Source organism: Hwangdonia sp. (assembly GCF_048381975.1).
GTDB lineage: Bacteria > Bacteroidota > Bacteroidia > Flavobacteriales > Flavobacteriaceae > Hwangdonia > Hwangdonia seohaensis.
In genome coordinates this window covers 159,010-182,424 of sequence record NZ_JBLWYT010000003.1, presented here as the reverse complement: position 1 = coordinate 182,424, position 23,415 = coordinate 159,010, and the positions used below count along the sequence as shown (strand labels likewise).

Here is a 23,415-nt window from a genome sequence, read left to right as displayed (position 1 = left end):
TAATCATGAAACAACCCATATACAAACGCGCTATGATGAAAAACCTCATTATAATTTTACACCTACTTTTTGGTTTTAATATCGTTGTTTCACAAAGTTCCCAAATTTTAATTACGGGAAAAGTTTTAGAAAGCAATAACAACCTTCCTATTGAATACGCTACAATAGCCATATTGGATAATAATTCCAAAAAACCATTAACGGGCACAATAACTTCTGAAGATGGTACATTTTCCATCCGTACAACCGGCACTAATTACTATATTGAGGTTAGCTTTATGGGTTATGAAACAAAGATTTTTAACGATTTTGAAATAATAAACAACACGATAGATTTGCAGACCATTATACTGTCGGTAGACAATCATGCTTTAGATGAGGTTGTGGTTCGTGCCGAAAAATCCCAATTGGAATTTAAGTTGGATAAACGTGTGTTTCATGTCGGTACAGATTTAAGTTCTACTGGTGCCAGCTCATTAGAGGTTTTAAATAGCATTCCCTCGGTAAATGTGAATATTGAAGGCGAAGTTAGTTTAAGGGGCAGTCAAGGCGTGCAAATACTCATAAACGGAAAGCCGTCGGTTTTAGCCACTGCAGATGGCAATGCGCTAGGTAGTATTACTGCAGATATGATTGAAAAAATAGAGGTTATTACCAATCCTTCTGCTAAACACGACGCTGAAGGCACATCGGGAATTATAAATATCATTATTAAAAAATCAGAAAAACGCGGTGTAAATGGGTCGGCGACTTTAAATGTTGGCGTACCAAATAGCAATAGTTTTGGTTTAAGCGTTAATAAACGTACCGAAAAATTCAACCTGTTTAGCCAATTGGGTTTTGGCATTCGCACCTATCCGGATGAACGAAAATCTATTAATCAAGATTTAATAAACGGCACAACAATAACCAGTTTTGGCGAAAGTGAATTTGATGAAAAATTTGCAAACATCCTTATTGGAACCGATTATCACATCAATGCTAATAACGTGATAACGCTTTCGGGTTCTTATGCTTACGAGGTTGAAGACCAGTTCTCAAAAACCAATTTTAGTCAAACCGATGCTTCCAATTCGGCTACCGATAGCTGGCTGCGCAACGAAATAACCGAAGCAGACAACCCCAAATTGCGTTACGAATTGCAATACAAAAAGAATTTTAAGAGACACAAAGATCAAAGTTTATTGTTTAGTGCTTTAGGAAATTCTTTTAGAAAAGACCAATTTTCAGATTTTGAGAATACCGTTGTTTTAGGTAACGATGATGATTTTAAACAAAAAACACGTACGGATTACACCTTGGAAGATTACACGTTTAAGTTGGACTATACCCATCCTTTTTTAGAAAAATACACGATCGAGACAGGTTCGCAGTATGTTATAAATAGCGTGTCAAACGATTTTGCAGTAAGTGATTTGGTTAATGATGAATGGATTAACAATCCTGATTTAACCAATGTATTCGATTTCAACCAAAAGGTTTTGGGTATTTACACCACTGCCGCGTACGAAGGCGATACTTGGGGAATTAAACTAGGTGTAAGGCTTGAAAACACCAATCTTGATACCTTGTTGCAAACAACTAACGAACAAAACGGAGATAATTATACAAACTTGTTTCCCAGCATTCATACGTCTTATAAAATAAACGATAATTTTTCATTACAAGCCGGCTTTTCCAAAAGAATACGACGCCCTGGTTTAAGGGAATTAAATCCGTTTTCAAACATTCGAAACAATTTTAGCATTTCTACCGGTAACCCCGATTTAAAACCGGAATACACAGATTCATACGAGATTACCAGCATTCATAAAATTGGTAAAACCACATTAAATTTTAGTTTATACAACCGCTATACCGTTGATGTGGTTGAGCGTATTTCTACTTTTAGCAATAACGTAAGCACTTCGAGACCAGAAAATGTAGGCACAAATACCACCACGGGTTTTGAAGCCAACGGAAAATATGCTCCAACCAATTGGTTTTCCGTTAATGGCGATTTTAATATAAATTATTTTTACAGAAAAGGGGTGTTTGAAACAGTTTCTTTCGATTTTAAAGGCAATCAATGGGCAACGAGCTTAACGACAAAATTTAAACTTCCTTCCGAATTTGATTTAGAAATATCGGGCGATTATAGGTCCAGATACAAAACGGTGCAAAATGAAATTGCCGATAATTTTTTTACAGATATGGGCTTAAGAAAAAAAATCCTAAAAGGAAAAGTTATTTTAAATTTGAGTATTCGCGATGTTTTTGCTTCTAGAATAGATGAATCGACCACCAATCAACCAGATTTTTATTTGTTTAATAGCAGAAAGCGCGGACGTTTTGTAATATTTGGTGTGAGCTATGGCTTTGGAAAAGGCGAAGCCATGGAATTTTCAGGACAAAGAAGACGCTAGATTAACTTAAAAATTTTAACAATGAAAAAAGTATACTCCGTTGAAGAATACATTGAAGAAAACGCTCTTTTTAGTGAAGCGTTAAACATTTTACGAGCTATAATAAACTCGACCGAACTTGAAGAAACCGTTAAATGGAGCGCACCCGTTTATACCTTGAACAATAAAAACGTTATTGGTTTAGGAGCTTTTAAAAACCATTTCGGGATTTGGTTTTTTAACGGCGTGTTTTTAAAAGACAAGCACAATGTATTGGTAAACGCCCAGGAAGAAAAAACAAAAGCCTTACGACAAATGCGTTTTGAATCGGTTAGCGATATCGATAAAAACGTGGTTTTAGCTTACGTTAAAGAAGCCATTGAAAACCAAAAATTGGGCAAAGAAATTAAACCGGACCGAAGCAAGAAAGAAACCGTTGTTCCGCCAGAGTTAAAGGCTGTTTTGGTAAACGATTTAAAAATCGGTTTTGAAAGTTTATCGGCTTACAAACAGCGCGAATATTGCGAATATATCAGTTCTGCAAAACGGGAAGCCACCAAACAAACACGCTTGGAAAAAATCAAGCCCATGATTTTACAAAGTGTTGGTTTAAATGATAAGTATAAGAATTGTTGATTTTAAAAATTATGTCTTTCCGAACACTTTTGAAATCAAAATATATTTTGATTGCGCATACTTAAGCGAAGCTTATGAGGAGGCATCTCATAATTAAGAGAATTCTCGTCGCTGGTTCCTCGCTCTGTTGAAATGACACATCAAATGATAAACAATAAAAAAAAGCTTCCGATTCGGAAGCTTTTTCTGTTAAACTGAACTTGTTTCAGTTTCTTATTATTCTATTAAAAGTGTTCTGCGATTCTGAAATACTGATATAAATTCAGCACAAGTGAATTCAGAATAACAATGTCTAAACACCTATTTTTTTGCTACTACCGGTGCATTTAGTTTGCTACTCATTTCCATAGAAATCGCAGAGCGTTCAAACTTTACTTTCCCAGACATGGTTTCAATAACACAGCTGCCATCTTTATCGTTAAGCTCTAAAATTTTACCGTGCATACCGCTTTTGGTAATTATTTTATCGCCACGTTTTAATTCGGCTGCAAACTTCTTTTCTTTTTTTGCACGTTTCATTTGTGGTGCAATCATAAAAAAGTAGATCACTACAAACATTAATATAAACGGCATAAATTGCCCTATTCCTTCTCCCATTGTTATTGTTTTTTAATCGTGGTTGTGCCCTTCGTGACCTGGTCGTGTACTAGATTTTACCGGTTTACTTGGTGCTGTTAAAGTTGGTTGTGGTGTTGTGGTTTTAGCGTTTGGATCTGGTTTTACAAAAGCTGAAATTCTTACAACCTCTGTTCCCTTTTCGGTATTTGCTGTAATCGTTACGGCTTTTGAGACTTTGTTTTGCCCCGTGCCGTTAAATTTTACTGTAAATTCTCCAGACTCGCCTGGTGCTAATGGCTCCCTGCTCCAATCTTGAGGAACGGTACAACCGCAAGTACTTTTAATATCGGTAATTACTAAAGGTGCATCACCGGTGTTTGTATATTTAAACACTGTTTCCACGTTTGTTTTCGCTTCAATTTCGCCAAAATCGTGTTCTGTTTTATCAAACTCTAATTTTGGGAATTTAGACGATACGGCATCTCTTTCTGCTGCTGCTGCCAAATTGCTTTCTTCAATTTTTTTAGCGGCATTTTCTTTACATGATGTAAAAGCGATTAAGCACATGGCGCTCAATCCTAATATTACTTTTTTCATTTTAAATGGTTTTTATCATTTGGGGTGTAAAAATAACAATTATTTAACCGATTAAAAACTTTTATTATACTCTTAACAGATTATTACATTAAGCCGCGCCCTATTTTATTCAAATTCCCGTCGGCGGTATATTCTTTTACCAACTTATCTAAAATACCGTTAATAAAAATACTGCTTTTTGGGGTTGAATATTCTTTGGCTATTTCTAAATATTCGTTAATGGTTACTTTTACGGGAATTGAAGTAAAATGCTTCAGTTCGCAAATGGCCATTTGAAGCAACACATAGTCTACATTGGCAATACGGTCGGTATCCCAATTTTTGGTTTTTTGTTCTATCTCTTCACTTAGCGCCGTTTTATTTAAAAACGTTTTTCTAAACAGTTCAATTGCAAATTGTTTATCCTCGGTATCTTTATACAATTGGGGCGTGAAATGATTTTCCGGCGATGTGAGCTTAACTTTTCTAAGTAACTTTAAAATCGTGGTGTTTACCGTTGGAAGATCGTCTAACCAAGTTAGGTTTTTGTCTTCCATATAATCGTAAAGCTTGTCGTTTGGCGCAATGATTTCTTTAAAAATATCAACTATAAAATTTTTGTCTTCTTTAAAATCAGACACTTTGGTTTGCATATATTCTTTGTACAAATCACTGGAAATAATAGCTTTAAATATAATATCGACATACTCGTTATCTAAATTCCAATTGGTGATTTTGTACGTTTCAAGCTGATTTTTTAGCATCGTATTGCTTTTAAGTATGTGCAATACTTGATTGTTAACAAATTTCCGGTTCGGGTCTTTGTCTTCTTTGGTTGCTAAATGTTTATTCTGTTTTTTTTGTAAATCGGTTTCGGCTCTTTTTTGCACTTCAATAAGTAGCGCCATTAACAATAGGTACAGGTTGTACATATTATCTATACTAAACAGTAAAAACTTCTGGTCCTTGCTAAAGTCGTCGCTTTCGCCGCCTTTAAAGGCATATAGGGTTTGCATTACTTTTACACGAATATGTCTTCTGTTTAGCATCATTACAAAGAACTTTAAATTATAAAAACGAAAATTTAAGTGATTTTTCGTGCTGCAAAAATAATACTATTTTAAAAAAACACTTCATATTAAATTAATTTATTTAGGCTTTATTTAACAATGAGAAGTTTAAAGGTAAATCGATTAATGGTTTTAATCTATTATCTTTGTTTCTTCAAATTAAAGTACCGATACCGTTATACATGAAGGAACTTCAGCATTTAAACAAATACTTTTTAAAATACAAAACACACCTTTTAATAGGTAGCGTAATTACTGTTGTTGCCCGCATTTTTTTGCTTTTTACACCGCGTTATGTAAAAGAAATTTTTGTAACCATTGAAAGGTATACTGATAATATTATCACCAAAGATGTGTTTAAAGCAGAATTAACCGAAGCTATTTTGTACATTGTTGGAGCCGCTGTATTTGCCGGCATACTTACTTTTTTTATGCGCCAGACCATAATAAATGTGTCGCGTTATATTGAATACGATTTAAAAAACGAAATTTATGCGCAGTACCAAAAACTCTCGTTAAATTTCTACAAAAAAAACAGGACAGGTGATTTAATGAATCGGATAAGCGAAGACGTAAGTCGTGTGCGCATGTACGCAGGTCCTGCTTTAATGTACAGCATCAATACCGTAACGCTTTTTATAATTGTATTAATTTACATGTTTAATGCGGCTCCAAAACTGGCGCTGTACACCATTGCGCCCTTACCCGTTTTATCGATTGCGATATATAAATTAAGCCGGGAAATACATAAACGCAGTACCATAGTGCAACAATACCTATCGAAACTATCAACTTATACACAAGAGTCTTTTAGTGGTATTTCGGTAATAAAAGCTTATGGTATCGAACCTTTAACGGCTACAAATTTTAAAACCCTTTCGGCTACCAGTAAAGAAAAACAGGTTAGTTTGGCTAAAGTGCAGGCTTTGTTTTTTCCGATGATGATTTTACTTATTGGCGTGAGCAATTTGTTGGTGATTTACATTGGTGGCATGCAGTATATAAATGGCGAAATTGAAAGTTTGGGTACCATTGCAGAGTTTATTATTTACGTAAATATGCTCACATGGCCTGTGGCTACGGTGGGTTGGGTAACATCCATAGTACAGCAGGCTGAGGCATCGCAAAAACGTATAAATGAGTTTTTAAAGATTGAACCCGAAATAAAAAACAACACGGTTAATCATACCGAAATTACTGGAGATATTACCTTTAACAAGGTGTCTTTTACTTATGACGACACCAATATTCAGGCTTTAAAAAATGTAAGTTTCGAAATCAAAGAAGGCGAAACACTGGCAATTTTAGGGAAAACAGGCTCGGGAAAATCCACTATTTTGGATTTGATAGGAAGGCTTTACGATATTGACGCGGGGTCGATAACAATAAACGGTACCGAAATACATCAGCTGAATCTTAACGATTTGAGAAACAACATTGGTTATGTGCCACAAGATGCTTTTTTGTTTTCAGATTCCATAAAAAACAACATCAGGTTCGGAAAAGAAGATGCCACAGACGAGGATGTTATTGAAGCGGCAAAAAACGCACAAGTACACAAAAATATTATAAAATTTAACGAAGGCTACAACACGGTTTTGGGTGAGCGCGGGATTACACTTTCGGGCGGACAAAAACAGCGTGTATCTATTGCACGAGCCATTATTAAATCGCCCAAGATTTTATTGTTTGATGATTGTTTATCGGCGGTCGATACCGAAACCGAAGAGAAAATCCTTGAAAACCTGAACAAATTATCAAAAGGAAAAACAACGCTGATTGTAAGCCATAGAGTGTCTTCTGCCAAAAATGCCGATAAAATCATTGTGCTGGAAAACGGTGAAATTGTACAAAAAGGAAATCACGATTCACTGATTAATGCCGACGGTTATTACAAAGATTTGTATTTAAAACAACTAAGTGAAGCAGACTCCAAATAAATGGGAAACTAACTGGAATTAAGACAGATACATTGTTCTATTTTTCAATAAAACCCAACAAATATGAACTTAAAAAAAAGAAAACTCAATATTTGTTGGTTAATATGCGATTTTTTTAGATTTTTGATACAAATAACAAAGTATTCAACAAATTTCTAAATAACTATGAATAATAATGACATGATGGAGCGCGAGGAGATTTTTTCAAAAGTATTACGAGCTGGAAGACGCACCTATTTTTTTGACGTAAGAGCTACTAAAGCAGAAGATTATTACCTGACTATTACCGAAAGCAAAAAGTTTACTAATGATGATGGTTCTTATCATTATAAAAAACATAAAATATATATTTACAAAGAGGATTTTGCTGAATTTAAAGATATTCTTGCTGAAATGACCGATTATATCATTAAAGAAAAAGGCGATGAAGTGATTAGTGAACGTCATCAAAAAGACTTTAAAAAAGAATATAACAACAATGAACCAAGGGTTACTGAAGATGAGTTAAAAACCCCTGAAAGTTTCACGGATATAGATTTTGAAGATATTTAACAGACTTCTTTAGTCTTCAATAAATTATAAATAACGCGCCACCATTTCACCATTTATCTTTATGGGTGGCTTTGTGAATCATGTATGTTTTACAGGGCGAATAGAGTAGTGCTAAACGCCCATCCAAACCATATAAACTACAAAAAGGGAATAGCCGTAGTAATTCTTTTAAATATGCAAAACTACTAACGGTGTTATAGTTTACCTTTTGTTTTTAAGAGTTTTTGCTGTTGCTTAATGGTAAGTGTGCTTCCGTCATGGCTCCAACCTGGAGCAGCAAAGGCGTACATGAATTTATGGTACCAGTTTTTAGACTTTTTCATGTCGTTCCAAATATCTTTATATTCATGCGTTAAAATAATTAATGGATTATATGAATTTGGAGCTTTTGAAACACCATATTTAATATCGATGGTGTCGTCAAGCTCTTTCCAAGTTCCAAAGATTTTATCAAAAATATTTAAAAACCCGCCATGATTTTTATCCATGTATTCTAAATTTTGAGCATGATGTACTTGATGCATGGTATGGGTGTTGAACACTTTTTCAATAATACCCATTTTAGGAATATAAACAGAATGTAATTGAAATTGCCATAAGGCTTCAATGCCCAAACACACCACCAACATTTCCGGAGGAAAACCAAGTGCCGGTATCCACATATAGAAAAAGGGTTTGTAAAAAATAGTAAACCAACCGTTTCTTACGGCAGTACCAAGATTAAAATTATCTGAAGAATGATGCACCACATGGGCAGCCCAAAGAAAGCGTACATTATGGTTTTGGCGATGAAACCAATAATAACTAAAATCGTCAAGTAGTTGGCAAATTATCCAAATATACCATGCATATCCAAACGATTTCCATCCCATGATATTGGTGCGAATACCGTCTATTTCCGGATTGAAAACTTCGTAAACAAAGTTAAAAAGCACAATGGCAGCTATGGTTTTTGTAAGGGGTGCTATAATGGTAGAGCCAATGCCCATTGTTAAACTCGCGGCCAAATCTTTCCAATGGTATAAATCTTTTTTGTCTTTTTTGTGTTTGCTATAAGATAATTCTAGTAAGATAAAACCAAGAAAACAAGGAACACCATAAACTAATGGGTTAGTAAAATTCATTAATATATTATCGTTTGCTCAAAAATAGGTCGATTTTTATCCTTAGGCAGTTTATATTAGATTTTTTTGAAAACAAAAATCCTGTATCTACTTTAACGGGTAGATACAGGATAAATTATATTTATGCTATGTTATTTAGCTAAAACAGTTTCTTTTTTATTTGAAAAATCAACTTCAATTTGATTATTTAAAATATCATCAAAGGTTTCTCTTTTTCGTATTAAATGCGCTTTGTTATTATACCATAAAACCTCTGCAGGTCGGTAACGCGAGTTGTAATTGCTGGCCATTGAAAAACAATAGGCACCGGCATTTTTAAAGCATAAAATATCGCCTTCGCTAATTTCATTAATACGCCTGTTGTTTCCAAAGGTGTCGGTTTCGCAAATATAACCTACAACGGTGTAAAAACGCTCGCGACCGTTAGGATTGGAAATATTAATAATATCGTGATGCGACCCATAAAACATGGGGCGAATTAAATGGTTAAATCCAGAATCAACTTGAGCAAAAACCGTTGAGGTGGTTTGTTTTACAGCGTTTACGGTGGTTAAAAACCTTCCGGATTCACTCACTAAAAATTTTCCGGGTTCAAATGCTAGGGTTAACTCCTTACCGTAATCTTTACAAAATTGATTGAATTTTGAAGATAGTTTTTTTCCTAATTCTTCAATATTGGTTTCAATATCACCGTCTTTATAGGGTACTTTAAAACCCGAACCAAAATCGATAAAGTCTAAATTTTTGAATTGTTTTGCAGTTTCAAAAAGTATTTCGCTTGCATATAAAAACACATCAATATCTAGAATATCGCTGCCCGTATGCATATGAATTCCATTAATGGTCATTTTGGTATTCTCAACAATGCGCAGTAAATGCGGAATTTGATGAATTGAAATGCCAAATTTGGAATCGATATGACCCACAGAAATATTGCTGTTTCCGCCAGCCATAACATGCGGGTTAATACGAATACAAACCGGAACATTGGGGTGCTTCGTACCAAATTGCTCTAAAATAGCGAGGTTATCAATATTTATTTGAACACCTAATTTTGCAGCTTCTTCAATTTCAGAAAGCGACACGCCGTTGGGTGTAAAAATTATTTCTTCGGGTAAAAAGCCTGCAGCTAAACCCAATTGAACCTCTTGGATAGAAACGGTATCAATTCCAGAGCCTAAGCTTTTGAAAAGTTTTAAAATTGAAATATTCGATAAGGCTTTTACGGCATAATTCAACTTTAAGGTTTTAACATTCTTAAAAGCATTGGTTAAGCGGTTATATTGTGCTGTAATTTTTTCAGCATCGTAAACGTAAACAGGACTTCCGTATTCTTTTGCTATGTTAAGCAACTGATTATTGGTCATAAGTACAACATTATTTTTTTCAAAGATATTTCATTATTTTCAAAATAAAATTAATAAACACAAAATTAATCAAATTACACAAAATGTTAAATATATAACAATTTATGGAATACAATTTTAATTTTCCTCATTCTTAAATAAAACATTAGTGTAATTAATAGCGATTATTTACATTTGTGCATCTTAAACTATTAAGCAAGTTATGAATTTACACGAATATCAAGGTAAAGAAATATTAAGCACCTTTGGAGTGCGTATTCAGCGCGGAATTGTTGCTCAAAATGCACAAGAAGCGGTTGCAGCAGCAAAACAATTAACACAGGAAACAGGTACGAGTTGGCACGTTATTAAAGCACAAGTTCATGCTGGCGGACGTGGTAAAGGTGGCGGTGTAAAGCTTGCAAAAAACTTACAGGAAGTAGAAACCATTGCTGGACAAATTATTGGGATGAACTTAATTACACCCCAAACTTCTGCCGAAGGTAAACGGGTGCATCAGGTTTTAATTGCCGAGGATGTGTATTACCCGGGCGAAAGTGAAACCAGTGAGTTTTATATGTCGGTTTTATTAAACCGTGGTACGGGGCGTAATATGATTATGTATTCTACTGAAGGTGGGATGGATATTGAAACCGTAGCCGAAGAAACGCCACATTTAATTTTTACTGAAGAAGTTGATCCATCTGTTGGCTTAATGCCGTTTCAAGCAAGACGTATTGCTTTCAATTTAGGGTTGTCTGGATTGGCATTTAAGGAAATGACAAAGTTTGTTTCTAATCTTTACACGGCTTATGTGAAATCGGATTCGTCTTTATTTGAAATTAATCCCGTTTTAAAAACGAGCGATAATAAAATAATGGCTGTTGATGCCAAGGTAACCATTGACGATAATGCCTTATACAGACATAAAAATTATGTTGATTTACGCGATATACGCGAAGAAAGTGCCATTGAAGTTGAAGCGGGAGAACTCGGTTTGAATTATGTGGATTTAGACGGAAACGTGGGTTGTATGGTAAACGGCGCTGGTTTAGCCATGGCTACCATGGATTTAATTAAACAAGCCGGTGGTGAGCCAGCAAACTTTTTAGATGTTGGCGGAACTGCTGATGCTGCACGTGTTGAAGCGGCTTTTAAAATTATTTTGAAAGACCCAGCGGTTAAAGCTATATTAATTAACATTTTTGGAGGTATTGTACGTTGCGACCGTGTGGCGCAGGGTGTTATTGATGCGTACAAAAACATGGGCAATATTACCGTACCAATTATTGTACGTTTACAAGGTACTAATGCAGATATAGCAAAGGAATTAATTGATAATTCCGGTTTAGATGTAATGAGTGCTACGGAGTTTCAAGAAGCTGCCGATAAAGTACAGGAAGTTTTGGGTTAATAAACCTATAGTTATATAATAAAAAAAAAGAGCAACTATATCAGTTGCTCTTTTTTTGTGTTTTGGCTTCGCCCTTTTTTGGCATAGGCCCTCGTAAATGAATCACCAAACCATTTAAAAAATTTCTTAAAATTTGGTCGCCACATTCCATGTATTTGGGGTGGTCTTCTTTTCTGAAAAAAGCCCCAAGTTCGCTTTTGGAAATTCTAAAATCTACAAGACTTAAAATCTTTACAATATCATCATCTCTCAGTTTTAGAGCGACTCTTAATTTTTTTAAAATATCGTTGTTAGTCATAAATAATAATATATCGTTTTTTCAATCAATGCATTTCATCGATTTAATTTTCAAGAATACACGTTCTTGACGTTTTTAATTTTTCATAAAGATACTTTAAATAATGATTTTATGCTCAAATAATAAATGCTAAAATCATTCATTTAATTTATTGATAATGAGAAAATTAGTTTAAAAAATGCTTTGATGGCATGTTATTTCACCTCTGTGTTTTACGTAAAAATCGGATAAAAAAAATGGGTTTATGATGAAATAATTAAAATCTTCGATTAATAACGCCCTGTTTTTCGATAAGTTACATTATATCTACGATTATCAAAGAACTCTTCTGTGTATCTTTATACTATAATTAATTAATCCCTTCAAGTCATGATTAATAGAGTCGAAAAATTGAGTCTTTTATCCGAAATGATTGCTTTTGCAAAATATGATAAAGACATAAAAAACATAGAATATAACTTTTTGTTGGGTGTGGCCAAACAACTTGAAATATCTCGTGAAGATTTTGAATATTTAATAGAACATCCAGTTACTTATACACATTTAAAATCGCATAGCGAGCGCATCGTTCAGTTTCATCGATTGGTTTTGTTAATGAATATTGAACAAGAATACGGCGATGCTAACAATTCAGCGGGAGTTATAAAGCTTTATAATTTTGGGCTTCGAATGGGATTGAGCCACGAATCGATAACCAAGGTTTTGTATTTAATGGAAAGTTTTCCAAATAAGATTGTTCCACCAGACGTATTAATAGATATTTTTAAAACACAGTACAATTAAAATTTTATCTGCTAAGTTTAATTTACTTGTGTTGTGAAGCCCTTTTTGGGTTATGGAAAAGCTAAAGGTTTACACTTTTAGCTTTTCTAGTTTATTTTGGTAGCTTTTTATTTCGTCTCGTAGTTGGGCCGCCACAATAAAATCCAGTGCTTTAGCGGCTTCTTCCATAATTTTGCGCTTTTCGCGAATTTTCTTTTCCAGTTCGGGTTTGCTTAAATAGGCGCTTTCCGGTTCGGCGGCTTTGGCGGCTTCCAATTCGTAACTATAGGTGCTTACCGAGTTTTTAGATAAAGCATTGTCCAAACTTTTGTTCAGCGCCGTCGGGGTAATGTTATTTGCCGTATTGTAAGCAATTTGTTTTTCACGTCGGTAATTGGTTTCATCAATGGTTTTTTGCATGCTTTTGGTAATTTTATCGGCATACATAATGGCCTTTCCGTTTAGGTTTCTAGCAGCTCTTCCAACGGTTTGTGTAAGCGAACGGGCAGAACGTAAAAAACCTTCTTTATCGGCATCTAAAATGGCAACAAGCGATACTTCGGGTAAATCCAAACCTTCACGAAGGAGGTTTACACCAACTAAAACATCAAACAGTCCTTTGCGTAAATCTTGCATAATTTCAACGCGTTCCAGCGTATCGACATCGCTGTGAATGTAGCGACATCGTATTTGAATTCTATCCAAATATTTGGTCAATTCCTCAGCCATACGTTTGGTTAATGTGGTTACCAAAGTACGTTCGTCTTTTTCAACACGTTGCTGGATTTCTTCAATTAAATCATCAATCTGATTTAAGCTTGGGCGCACTTCAATAATGGGATCTAATAAACCCGTGGGGCGAATCACCTGTTCTACGTAAATACCGTCCGATTTTTGAAGCTCGTAATCTGCAGGTGTCGCGCTTACGTAAATAACCTGGTTTTGTAAGGCTTCAAATTCCTCAAATTTTAATGGGCGATTATCCATGGCCGCGGGTAATCTAAAACCGTATTCTACCAGATTTTCCTTTCGGCTTCTATCGCCGCCATACATGGCGTGCACTTGCGAAATGGTAACGTGACTTTCATCGACCACCATTAAATAATCCTCTGGAAAATAATCCAATAAACAGAATGGTCGGGTTCCGGGTTGTCTGCCGTCCAAATACCGCGAATAGTTTTCAATACCTGAGCAATAGCCCAATTCGCGTATCATTTCCAAATCGAATTCGGTGCGCTCTTTCAGGCGTTTTGCCTCCAAATGTTTACCGATTTCCTTAAAATAATCATACTGTTTTACCAAATCATCCTGAATTTCTTTGATGGCACCTTGCAAAACTTCAGGCGAGGTTACAAACATGTTTGCTGGATAAATGGTAAGGATGTCATATTTTTCAATGACTTCGTTGGTTTGTATGTTAAAGGATTCAATATCTTCAATTTCATCGCCAAAAAAGTGAATTCTAAAGGCATCATCGGCGTAACTCGGAAAAATATCAACGGTATCGCCTTTTATCCTAAAATTACCGTGATTGAATTCGCCTTCGGTACGCGAGTATAAACTTTGAACCAATTGGTGCAATAATTTGGTGCGCGAAATTACCTGATCTCTTTTAAGGGTGATAACGTTTTTTTGAAATTCGACCGGGTTCCCAATACCATATAAACAGGATACGGATGCCACAACTATAACATCACGACGGCCAGAAAGCAACGAAGATGTTGTACTTAAACGCATCTTTTCGATTTCTTCGTTAATGGATAAATCTTTTTCTATGTAAACGCCTGAAACGGGAATGTAAGCTTCGGGTTGATAATAATCGTAATACGATACAAAATACTCGACGGCATTTTCTGGAAAGAACTGCTTAAACTCAGAATATAATTGCGCTGCGAGCGTTTTATTATGCGCCAAAACCAAAGTTGGGCGTTTCACGTCTTCAATCACATTGGCAACGGTAAAGGTTTTTCCTGAACCGGTTACACCGAGTAAAGTTTGGTACTTTTCATCCGTATTAATGCCATTGACCAACTGCTTTATGGCTTGCGGTTGATCGCCGGTAGGTTTGAATTCTGAATCTATTTTGAATTTCATTTTGCAAAATTACACAAAATATATGGGTTAGCGTTTTAGGGTGAAATGCCCCATAAACTGTCTGCCATCTTCGAGAAAAACTTTAAACCAATAATCGTCGGTGTTTAACAATTCGCCATTAAAAGTGCCGTCCCAACCAACAGATGCGGTTTGAATTTGTTTAATTAATTTTCCGTAGCGATCAAATATTTGAATGGTGCTATGGGGTTGAAACTGATTATTTACACCTAAAATTTGCCAATAGTCGTTATCGCCATCGCCATTGGGTGTAAAATATTTAGGATAACCTATAACAGATATTTCAATGGAACTTGTGCCACAGCCTTTTTTATCCCGCACATAAATGGTGTGAAACCCTGCTTTTATGTTATCGAAAAAAGGTTCGTCTTGATAGAATGAAAATTCTTCATCCAAAGCATACTCGTAATCCCCGAGTCCGAGATTGGTTTCATTTATGGTGATTGAATTATTATCTGAAATATCAACAATCGAAATATCATTTAAAGTAATGGTAGCAAGTTCCGATGCATTTACAAAAACATCACGCGTTCTTGAGCATCCGGTGCCATCGGTTTTTGTGAGTGTAATGGAATAAGTTCCGGGTGTTGAAACCGTTAATGTAGGGTTGTTGGACAGTGTTGTTCCATCTTCGTAAACCCATTCATAAACAAAATTCTCTGAAGGGTTGTCTTCCAAAGGATCTAAAATAATTGTAAAAGTGGGGTCGGAAGAACAAACAATTTGGGGTGTTTCAATAGAAAAATCGGGTAAAGGATTTACTATAAAATCAATATTTGTAGATGCTGTACAGGTAGAATTTATGGGGTTTACAACATCAACCCTGATGCTTTGCGTTCCCGAAACCAATGGATTTGGCAGCGAAGGACTATTGGTAATTTGATTCCCGAATTCATCTAAATACGTATAGTAAACTTCCATGCCAGTTTGCATCCCCAAAATGGTATTTTGGATGGTTGAGGTATCAAAATGATGTAACCCATCTGCGTCATCTAATCCATCATCGCCATCGCAAACTGCTGGAATGGTAACGGGGTTTGCAACAGGTTGTGCGTCAACAATAAACTCGATGGTTGTTTCTTCATAACATGGGCCATTTGGATCTGCGGTTATATTATTTGTTACCCGAGCGGTAATGGTTTGGCTTGCTGTTAAAAAAGGGTTTGGTAGCGGACTTGGTAAAGGCATATTGTTTTCATCAAAATAAGTAACCGACACATCAGCAAGTGACTGCCCGTTGAGTAAATCGGTTTCAATTTGTGACGTGTCAAACGGGTAGTTTATTACCGTATCGGTTGTGTCGAAATCACATTGTCTATCAACCGTTACAGGGTTTGCCGTGGGCAATGCTTCAACATTTAGTAAGTTGGTGAACTCTTTTAAACCTAAACAATTATTACCCAAATCGCTCTTTACTCGTACCCAAATTCTTTGTGTATTGGGAACGTTTGTATTTTGATAATTGGCAATATCGGTTATTTCATTTGTTTCCAATTCAGCATCTGTTTGACTTTCGTAAAAATGTACAGTAACGCTAAATGTTGAAAAAACAGTATTTGAAATATGGTTTTTAAGAGCGGACATATCAAAAGTAGAAATACCATCTCTATTATTTAATCCATCGTCACAAAGAGAAATTGGCGGCGGGTTATATTGGTCTAAAGCTGCGCTTGAAGGATTTACCTCTAATGTTAAAGGAACTACCCTAAAACAACCGTTAGGATGTTCAACTCTGATCCAAATTGTCTCTGGGGTGAAACCAATGCCATCTTGATAATTGGACGGATTTATAACGGGGTTTGTTGCATTTTCGGCCTGATTCTGGTTTTCATAATAGCTAAAAGTAAGTCCTTCGCTTAAATAACTAGGGTTTATTTCTTCTTTAATAGAATCGAGGGTTAAATTAAAATAAGCTTGTCCGTCGTTTGCTGCATCATCACATTGACTATATGTACTTGGGTAATTGGCATTTGGTAATGGTAGCACTTCAATGTTAAAAGAAGTCTCTGTGTAACAGGATGGGTTTAAATTGTTCTTTAACCGCACATAAATGGTTTGTCCGCTAGCCGAAGTATTTACAAAAGCATTCGGTGTTGTAATTTGAGTTGTGTAAGCCGAATCAGTAAAGTATGCAATTGTGAAATCTGATGAAGACTGACCATTTAAAATTTCGGTTTCTTTTAAGGTTAAATCGAATACATTATAGCCGTCGGTATCAGTGCCAGAAGTGGTGTTATCGCAGTAACTAAGTGCACTTATGGGTTGGTTAATTACCGTGGAGTAAACTTCCAAATTGAAGTTAGTTGTGGTATAACAAATATTGCCCAATAATTGGGTGTTGTTTTCTACCCGTGCATAAATGGTTGCATTATCGCTGTTATACATGTTTGGCAATGGGGAATTTCCCGTGTCGGCATCGGCTTGAGAACTATGATAGGTAATTGTTACGCCGCTATCTGCGTTTATAAAATTGTTTTGCGAAGTTAAATCGAATAACGCTGTGCCATCACCGGTGTCATCGCACAATTGCATATTGGGCGCGATGTTGGCATAGGTTTTATTATAAGTTAAAACCTCTGATAAAAAATGACATTTAGAATTAAGTAAATTGGCTAAACTGTGGGCAAATTTAAGCCGTATTAAATGCGTTGAGTTTGAGTTAGCAGGTATGGTATGGTTTAAAACGCTTGACGTTTCATTTGGAATATCAACCCATACACCTGGACTAGTAGATTCCTGCCATTGCATGGCAAAGCTGTTAGGGACATTGGCCGATAAACTAATGGAATTATTAGAGACATCGGTGATACAAAATGAATTGTTATTGGAGTTACTTGTTAATTGGTCAATGCTATCAATTACCGGACCGCATGGCCTTATTTGAATATCATCAATGGCCAAATCGTTTCCATCTAAGCCAGCAACATTGTTTTTTAACATAAAATAGATGTTCTCGGTTCCCGATGGCACGGAAAAAACGAGACTCCTGCGATGCCATCTGTTGGTGCCCACGCCTTCAATGGGACCTGTGTCTGTTTCAACAATGCTACCAATATTCTGGTCGTTAATATCCGTGAAACCAATTATTAGCTTAATATTTGGGTCTATAAAGTAATCGGGTGCATTTGTTTTTGCAAACCAAGCAGAAAGTTCATATTCTATATCATCACACAGGCCATCAATCTTTTGGGCATAAAATACATTTAAATCTTCCTTGGCATCGCAATAATATAAGTAGCCATTCGTGTTACCGGTGTGGTCTGGAAAATCATCATTCCAATCGGCACCATTGGGAGCAGCGTCTTTAGGGGTTTTCATTATGCCATATTGGTCTTGACCAACATTTCCGGTTCCCACGTACGTGTACAAATCGGCAGGCCTGAAATTTGGATGTACATTGTTTGGGTCTTGATTTAGGGAAGGACCAAGTCTCGCTGTACCCGAACCAAAATTTTCTTCAAAAACAGCGACACCAAACGTACAGTTTGTTTGGGATTGAATGGAGTTACAGAAAAAAGTAAATAGTGTGATAAAACATATAGTAACGATATATAATCGAATTTTTAATTTCTTCTTATAAAAAATCATACAATCAAATATGTTAATGCACATTATATTAAAGGAGCAACTAAAATATAGTATTTAATTAATTTGAAACTATAAAAAAGCCAAAGGTTGAATAATTTAAGATGAAGTGAACCGTATTTGAGTTAACGGGCTCAAACAGATGTTTATCGCTTTAACGCAAAATGGCCCCTGATATCAAAAGCTTCGTTGTTTTGGATAATTTTTGCAACAAACCAATAATCGTCCGAGGGCATATTCTGGCCGTTAAAAGTCCCGTCCCAACCAACAGAAGTGTGTGGGAGTGTTTTTAATAATTTGCCATGTCGGTTATAAATGTAAACTACAGTTCCTGGAATTTCCTGTACACCAACAATATGCCAGGTATCGAAAGTGCCATCGTTATTTGGGGTTACAAATTTTGGGATATCTACAACAACAACCTCTGTGGTTACGTCTTTACAACCGTTTAAATCGCGTATAGTTACTATGTGAAGACCAAAAGTTACGTTTTCAAAAACATTTGATGTTTGTGGTTCGCCATCATCTAAAATAAACACATAATCGCCAATACCGCTAACATCAACAGTTATACTATTGGGGTCTGCAAAATCAACTTTAGTTGTAAAATTAATGGTGGCATCTTCAGATTCAATAACCGTAAAGTTTTTGGTATACGAGCAGTCTGAACCTATAATATAAGGTGTTGTAACGGTTACCCAATAATCGCCAATATCCGTGACATCATCTAAAACAATTTCGGTCGACGTTTCGCCAGTAGACCATAAATAGGTGTCGTTTGGGTTTCCGGTATCTGCACTAATAATCAACGGTAAGTCGTTTATACAAAGTGGCACAAAATCATCAATGGGAATTATTGGATTTGGATTTATTCGAGTTGCAAATTGCGAAACGGCATAACATCCTGTATTGTTGTTTTGAATGCGAGCAAAAATAACTTCACCATCAAAAGCAGCGTGCAAATTTGGTAATGCATTTGTAGCAGCTTCGGCATTTGTAACATCGCTATAATACGTAACCGTATGTATTGAAGCATTTTGTGAGCCAATTATTGCACTGGCGCTTGCCGATAAATCAAATTCAAAAAAGCCATCATAATCATCATCACATTCCACCAAATCTGGAGATGTATTTGCAATGGGATTTGCATTTATTTGTAAGTTGAAAGGCACTGTTATTGGACAATTGACCAACGGATCGTTAACCCTTACATAAATAATATGATTACTAGCAGTATAGTTGAACGTGGTCCCAATAGGGTTTTGATCGTTATCAGCATCATTTTGGTTATCGTGATACGAAATGCTTACAGCGCTTGGGTCGTTAACAATTTGGGCATCTACGGTTGCTAAATTAAACGTGGCGGTATCGTTATCACAAATTTCAATGGTACCAATATTATTGGTTGGCGGAGGAGAAACAACAACCAGATCCAGCGGAATAACACTAAAACAACCGGTTAAGGTATTGGCAACCTTAATATAAACCGTTTTTGTGTCTGACATGTAATTTGTTGGATCTGTAATTTCGTTGCTGTTGTCTAAACCATCATTTTGATTAATGTCTGAAAAATTTTCAAAGTAATTGGTGATGAGGTTATTTTGTAATCTGTCATTAATTTGAAAATCGGCATCTTCTAAATTAAAGCTTACAAAACCATCGTAATCGGTATCGCAGTTTTCAAAAGGTGTTGCATCCGTTAAATCGGGCGATGCAATGATGTTTATACCCAATTCTTCAACAACATAACAAAACGATGCGCTATTTTCTATTCTTACATAAAGCGATTGCGGATTTGAAACATTGGTATATTGCAGTGGTTGCGGGTTCAGATTATCTTCGGCATCTTGTCGGTTTAAATGAAATGTAACATTAAGATTATCTGGTGAGCCTTGGGATATTTCGGTAACCTTTTCTGATAAATCGAAAACATGAATTTGGTCGTTGGTAATGTCATCACAAATCAAATACGGGTTAAACGCATTGTAAACAGGATCGGACGATACTTGTATTGTAAACGAAGATGTTGCAGAGCATGTGGCATCGGTAATATTCTCGACACGAACATATATGGTTTGCGACGGACTTGTATTTTGGTACACTACATTTTTATCAATAGGAATTGTAAAAGCCGCATCTTCAAAATAATAAACTTCTTTCCCTGTTTGACCGTTTAAAATTTCGGCATCTTTATCTACCAATAAAAAATCTGCTGTAAACGTGCCATCGTCGTTACATATTTGAAATGGGGTTATGTCCGGAATTACAGGTGTGGTGTTTACGGTAATTTCATATTCCACAATATTATAACACCCCAGGCTATCGTTATTTCCAACCCGAATGTAAACGATTTGCGTGTTGGCATTATAACTGGTGGTGTTTGTAATTGGGTTGACGTTATTATCGGCATCATCAAAGGAATTGAAAAAATCGATGTCAAGTCCTGTTGGGTTCGCTACAACCTCAGAGATAGCACCATCAAGATTGATGATTGAAAATCCATCTTCAGGGTTGCTGTCATTATCGCAAATCACTTCTGGACTTGGCGATGTCGCAGCTGGCGCTACAAAAATTTCAATATCAAAGGGGTTGATGGTGCTACAGCCCGTATTTATATTTTCAATGCGTGCGAAAATGGTTTCTATCGGACCGGTATTGGTGTAAAACGGAGGTAACTGGTTAGTGTTATTTTCGGCATCTGTATTGGTGGGGTAGTATCTTACTTCAAAATCTGTATTTCCGTTGGTTACAATATCGTCTAGAGATGCCAAATCGATGCTAACAATACCATCATCATCGGTATCGCAATACGGTAATGGTGTTGCGGGATTGAATAATATAACAGGGTTTACCAATAATGTTATTTCTGAAAAATCAGAACAACCACTGGCAGTATCATCTATTTTGATATATAAGGTTGTGGGGCTGGTCGCGGGATATAGTATGCTATCATCCAAAGGGTTTGTATCGGTGTCCCTATCAGTTTCGGTTTCATAAAACGTAACGAAAATATTAGGTAATTCATCCGCAATATAAAGGGCAACTGTAGTTAAGTCAAATGCTAAAGTATCGGTGGCATCATCATTTGTATCACATAAGGCAAAATCGCCCGTATCTGTGCCTGTAAGCAGTAAATTGGTATGAACTTCGAGCGGGACTATAGATGCACAGCCCGTAACATCGTCTACAATTCTTATGTAAAGCGTCGCGTTTCCAGGTTCTAATAAAGCATTTTGATATTGGTAATTGGTTTCGTCTGCAATGGGATTATCTCCCGTTTGGGCATCGGGTAAGGTTTCATGAAAGGTAAAGGTTACTCCGGTCAAGCCCATTAAAACATCGTTGATGACTTGTGTTAAATCGAATTCGGCACTACCATCATGGTCCATATCACAGGCGTCCAAATACTGTGTGTCCCTGTTTACTATGGGGCTTGTTGTAATATTGATTGTTAAAGACGATGAGGTATTTACACAACCCGTTTGCGTGTCTATAACCCTTATATAAACAACTTCAGTCGGTGTGTTGGTGTTAACATAAGGTATGGGAATTGGGTTTGCCCCGCTATCCGCGTCAACAGCACTGTAATGATAACTTACCAGTAAATTGCTTTGTCCCCCTGTTATTTCGTTATCCTTTTGTGTTAAATCTATAACGGTGTAACCATCGGGTTGGGTGTCGCTATCGCATACCTCTAAATCTGTTGGGTCAGTTATGGTTGGTACTGGATTTACTATTAAATTAAATGTAGTAAACCCATAGCAACCCGAATCGTTATCTTGAATACGGACATAAATGGTTTGTGGATTTACGGTATTGGAAAAATTACCCGAAACAGGATTTACATTGTTTCTGGCATCGGCATCGGATAAATGATAAGAGAAGTCATAATTTGAAAAAGGAATATTATTAATGACTTCGGTGTTTTTGGAGCTAAGATCAAATACTTCAGTTTCATCACCACTAATATCATCGCATAATATATAGTCTGTTACCTGGTTAATGGGCTCTTCGGTATTTAAAATCACTACGATTTCGTCGGTTTCAACACAAGCAGTACCATTTAAATCTACAGTTACTTCAACTCTATACGTACCATCTTGAGTGGCGCTTATTGTTGGGAGCGTTGTTGCTAACGGGCTGTTATCTAAAAACCAAGCATAAGTTGCGAGCGGATTGTCTATATCGGCATCTAAGGTTACTGAAGGCGCACATGTGGAAACATCTTCACCCAAATCTAAAATTTTAAAACTATTTCCTTCAATAAAAACTGCTGAATCAAAAGAACCATCGGTTTGATCGGCAATTACCAATTTTATATGATATTGAACATAAGGTGTTATGGTTGCTTGAGCTGTTAAAACGGTGGTTCTGCCATTATAATTGGTGTCACCAACGTTGTATCCATCAAAATACTGGTCGTTTTGAGCTGGACAAACTCCAAAAATCTCATCATGTATGGTATTAGTATTAACCGGTGTTGAAGTACCAGGAACTAAGGCGATATTTTGATAGGGTAGTGGGCTACCGGTTTCTTTAATTAAAAACGCAAAACCATCGGAAAGCTGACAAGGGTTAATGCCGAAATATTCTTCGGATGCCAATAAATAATTAAATTGAAGCTGACTTGATATAGATACAATATCAAACTCGATGGAAGTGGCATTCAGAGTATTGGAAATCCCCAAAGCAGCTTCTAAATCCGGGTCTGTTCCCCAAACGGATGAGCCTTCGCTAAGTGTTGGTGTAGTTACACCATTTCCACCAGAGGTGGCATTACCAGTGGAAAGCATAATACCATTTTGAAAAGGGAAGTTGGAACTTGCACGGTCAAATTGTGCATAACTTGAAAAACCACTGGCGCTTCCGTTTACAAACGAGGTAATATTAGTAATTTCAACACAACTATTTTGTACCAGGTTGTCTTCTATAAGTTGTTGTAAACCAACAGAATCATCGACAGAAATTTGTTGCGAAAACGCATAGCTACCCCAAAGCAAAAGTAGTCCTAATAAGTAGTTAACAAATTTCATAGCAGTAGGTTTCTTTTTTATTTGG

General features: G+C 36.1%; 15 protein-coding genes. 6 read left to right on the top strand and 9 right to left on the bottom strand.

What is annotated here, in order from left to right:
• The first annotated feature begins 5 nt into the window (after nt 1–5).
• Both ACN5J7_RS06970 and ACN5J7_RS06965 read left to right on the top strand, forming a co-directional pair.
• Complete coding sequence (locus tag ACN5J7_RS06970; RefSeq protein WP_311940281.1) at nt 6–2,405, top strand: TonB-dependent receptor domain-containing protein; 2,400 nt, start codon at nt 6–8, stop codon at nt 2,403–2,405.
• Between the two features lie 21 nt (nt 2,406–2,426).
• Complete coding sequence (locus tag ACN5J7_RS06965; protein ID WP_311940283.1) at nt 2,427–3,020, top strand: YdeI/OmpD-associated family protein; 594 nt, start codon at nt 2,427–2,429, stop codon at nt 3,018–3,020.
• A gap of 300 nt (nt 3,021–3,320) precedes the next feature.
• On the opposite strand, the gene yajC is transcribed toward ACN5J7_RS06965, so the two are convergent.
• From yajC to nusB, 3 genes are all read right to left on the bottom strand, one after another.
• Nucleotides 3,321–3,617 (bottom strand): preprotein translocase subunit YajC, encoded by a 297-nt coding sequence (gene yajC / locus ACN5J7_RS06960; RefSeq protein ID WP_311940285.1) that lies wholly within the window; start codon nt 3,615–3,617, stop codon nt 3,321–3,323.
• Between the two features lie 12 nt (nt 3,618–3,629).
• Nucleotides 3,630–4,175, bottom strand: a complete 546-nt coding sequence (locus ACN5J7_RS06955; RefSeq protein WP_311940287.1) for a DUF1573 domain-containing protein — start codon at nt 4,173–4,175, stop codon at nt 3,630–3,632.
• Between the two features lie 83 nt (nt 4,176–4,258).
• Nucleotides 4,259–5,206, bottom strand: a complete 948-nt coding sequence (nusB, locus tag ACN5J7_RS06950) for a transcription antitermination factor NusB (RefSeq protein ID WP_311940289.1) — start codon at nt 5,204–5,206, stop codon at nt 4,259–4,261.
• 200 nt (nt 5,207–5,406) lie between these two features.
• Here nusB and ACN5J7_RS06945 point away from each other — a divergent pair, with 200 nt between their 5' ends.
• Both ACN5J7_RS06945 and ACN5J7_RS06940 read left to right on the top strand, forming a co-directional pair.
• Nucleotides 5,407–7,164, top strand: coding sequence for an ABC transporter ATP-binding protein (locus tag ACN5J7_RS06945; RefSeq protein WP_311940291.1), 1,758 nt, complete (start codon nt 5,407–5,409; stop codon nt 7,162–7,164).
• A gap of 165 nt (nt 7,165–7,329) precedes the next feature.
• Nucleotides 7,330–7,716: a PUR family DNA/RNA-binding protein gene (locus ACN5J7_RS06940; protein WP_311940293.1), complete on the top strand. Its 387-nt coding sequence runs from the start codon at nt 7,330–7,332 to the stop codon at nt 7,714–7,716.
• 194 nt (nt 7,717–7,910) lie between these two features.
• Here the strand turns inward: ACN5J7_RS06940 and ACN5J7_RS06935 are convergent, their stop codons facing one another.
• Nucleotides 7,911–8,840 carry a sterol desaturase family protein gene (locus ACN5J7_RS06935; protein WP_311940295.1) on the bottom strand — a complete coding sequence of 310 codons (930 nt, stop codon included), beginning with the start codon at nt 8,838–8,840 and terminating at the stop codon, nt 7,911–7,913.
• A 131-nt stretch (nt 8,841–8,971) separates the two neighbouring features.
• Nucleotides 8,972–10,234: a diaminopimelate decarboxylase gene (lysA, locus tag ACN5J7_RS06930; protein WP_311940583.1), complete on the bottom strand. Its 1,263-nt coding sequence runs from the start codon at nt 10,232–10,234 to the stop codon at nt 8,972–8,974.
• Nucleotides 10,235–10,409: 175 nt separating this feature from the next.
• On the opposite strand from lysA, the gene sucC reads away from it, so the two are divergent.
• The gene (gene sucC, locus ACN5J7_RS06925; RefSeq protein ID WP_418603337.1) at nt 10,410–11,600 is read left to right on the top strand and encodes an ADP-forming succinate--CoA ligase subunit beta; all 1,191 of its coding nucleotides are present in this window, start codon (nt 10,410–10,412) and stop codon (nt 11,598–11,600) included.
• A 40-nt stretch (nt 11,601–11,640) separates the two neighbouring features.
• Here sucC and ACN5J7_RS06920 read toward each other — a convergent pair whose 3' ends face one another.
• Entirely contained in the window at nt 11,641–11,898 is a 258-nt protein-coding gene (locus ACN5J7_RS06920) for a DUF1456 family protein (RefSeq protein WP_311940299.1), read from the bottom strand.
• Between the two features lie 369 nt (nt 11,899–12,267).
• On the opposite strand from ACN5J7_RS06920, the gene ACN5J7_RS06915 reads away from it, so the two are divergent.
• Entirely contained in the window at nt 12,268–12,681 is a 414-nt protein-coding gene (locus ACN5J7_RS06915) for a TerB family tellurite resistance protein (RefSeq protein WP_418603336.1), read from the top strand.
• A gap of 69 nt (nt 12,682–12,750) precedes the next feature.
• Here the strand turns inward: ACN5J7_RS06915 and uvrB are convergent, their stop codons facing one another.
• The 3 genes from uvrB to ACN5J7_RS06900 all read right to left on the bottom strand — a co-directional run bounded on the left by uvrB (nt 12,751) and on the right by ACN5J7_RS06900 (nt 23,390).
• Entirely contained in the window at nt 12,751–14,754 is a 2,004-nt protein-coding gene (gene uvrB, locus ACN5J7_RS06910) for an excinuclease ABC subunit UvrB (protein ID WP_418603335.1), read from the bottom strand.
• Between the two features lie 27 nt (nt 14,755–14,781).
• Entirely contained in the window at nt 14,782–18,360 is a 3,579-nt protein-coding gene (locus tag ACN5J7_RS06905) for a T9SS type B sorting domain-containing protein (RefSeq protein WP_418603334.1), read from the bottom strand.
• Between the two features lie 143 nt (nt 18,361–18,503).
• Nucleotides 18,504–23,390, bottom strand: coding sequence for a choice-of-anchor L domain-containing protein (locus tag ACN5J7_RS06900; protein WP_418603333.1), 4,887 nt, complete (start codon nt 23,388–23,390; stop codon nt 18,504–18,506).
• Nucleotides 23,391–23,415: the final 25 nt, after the last annotated feature.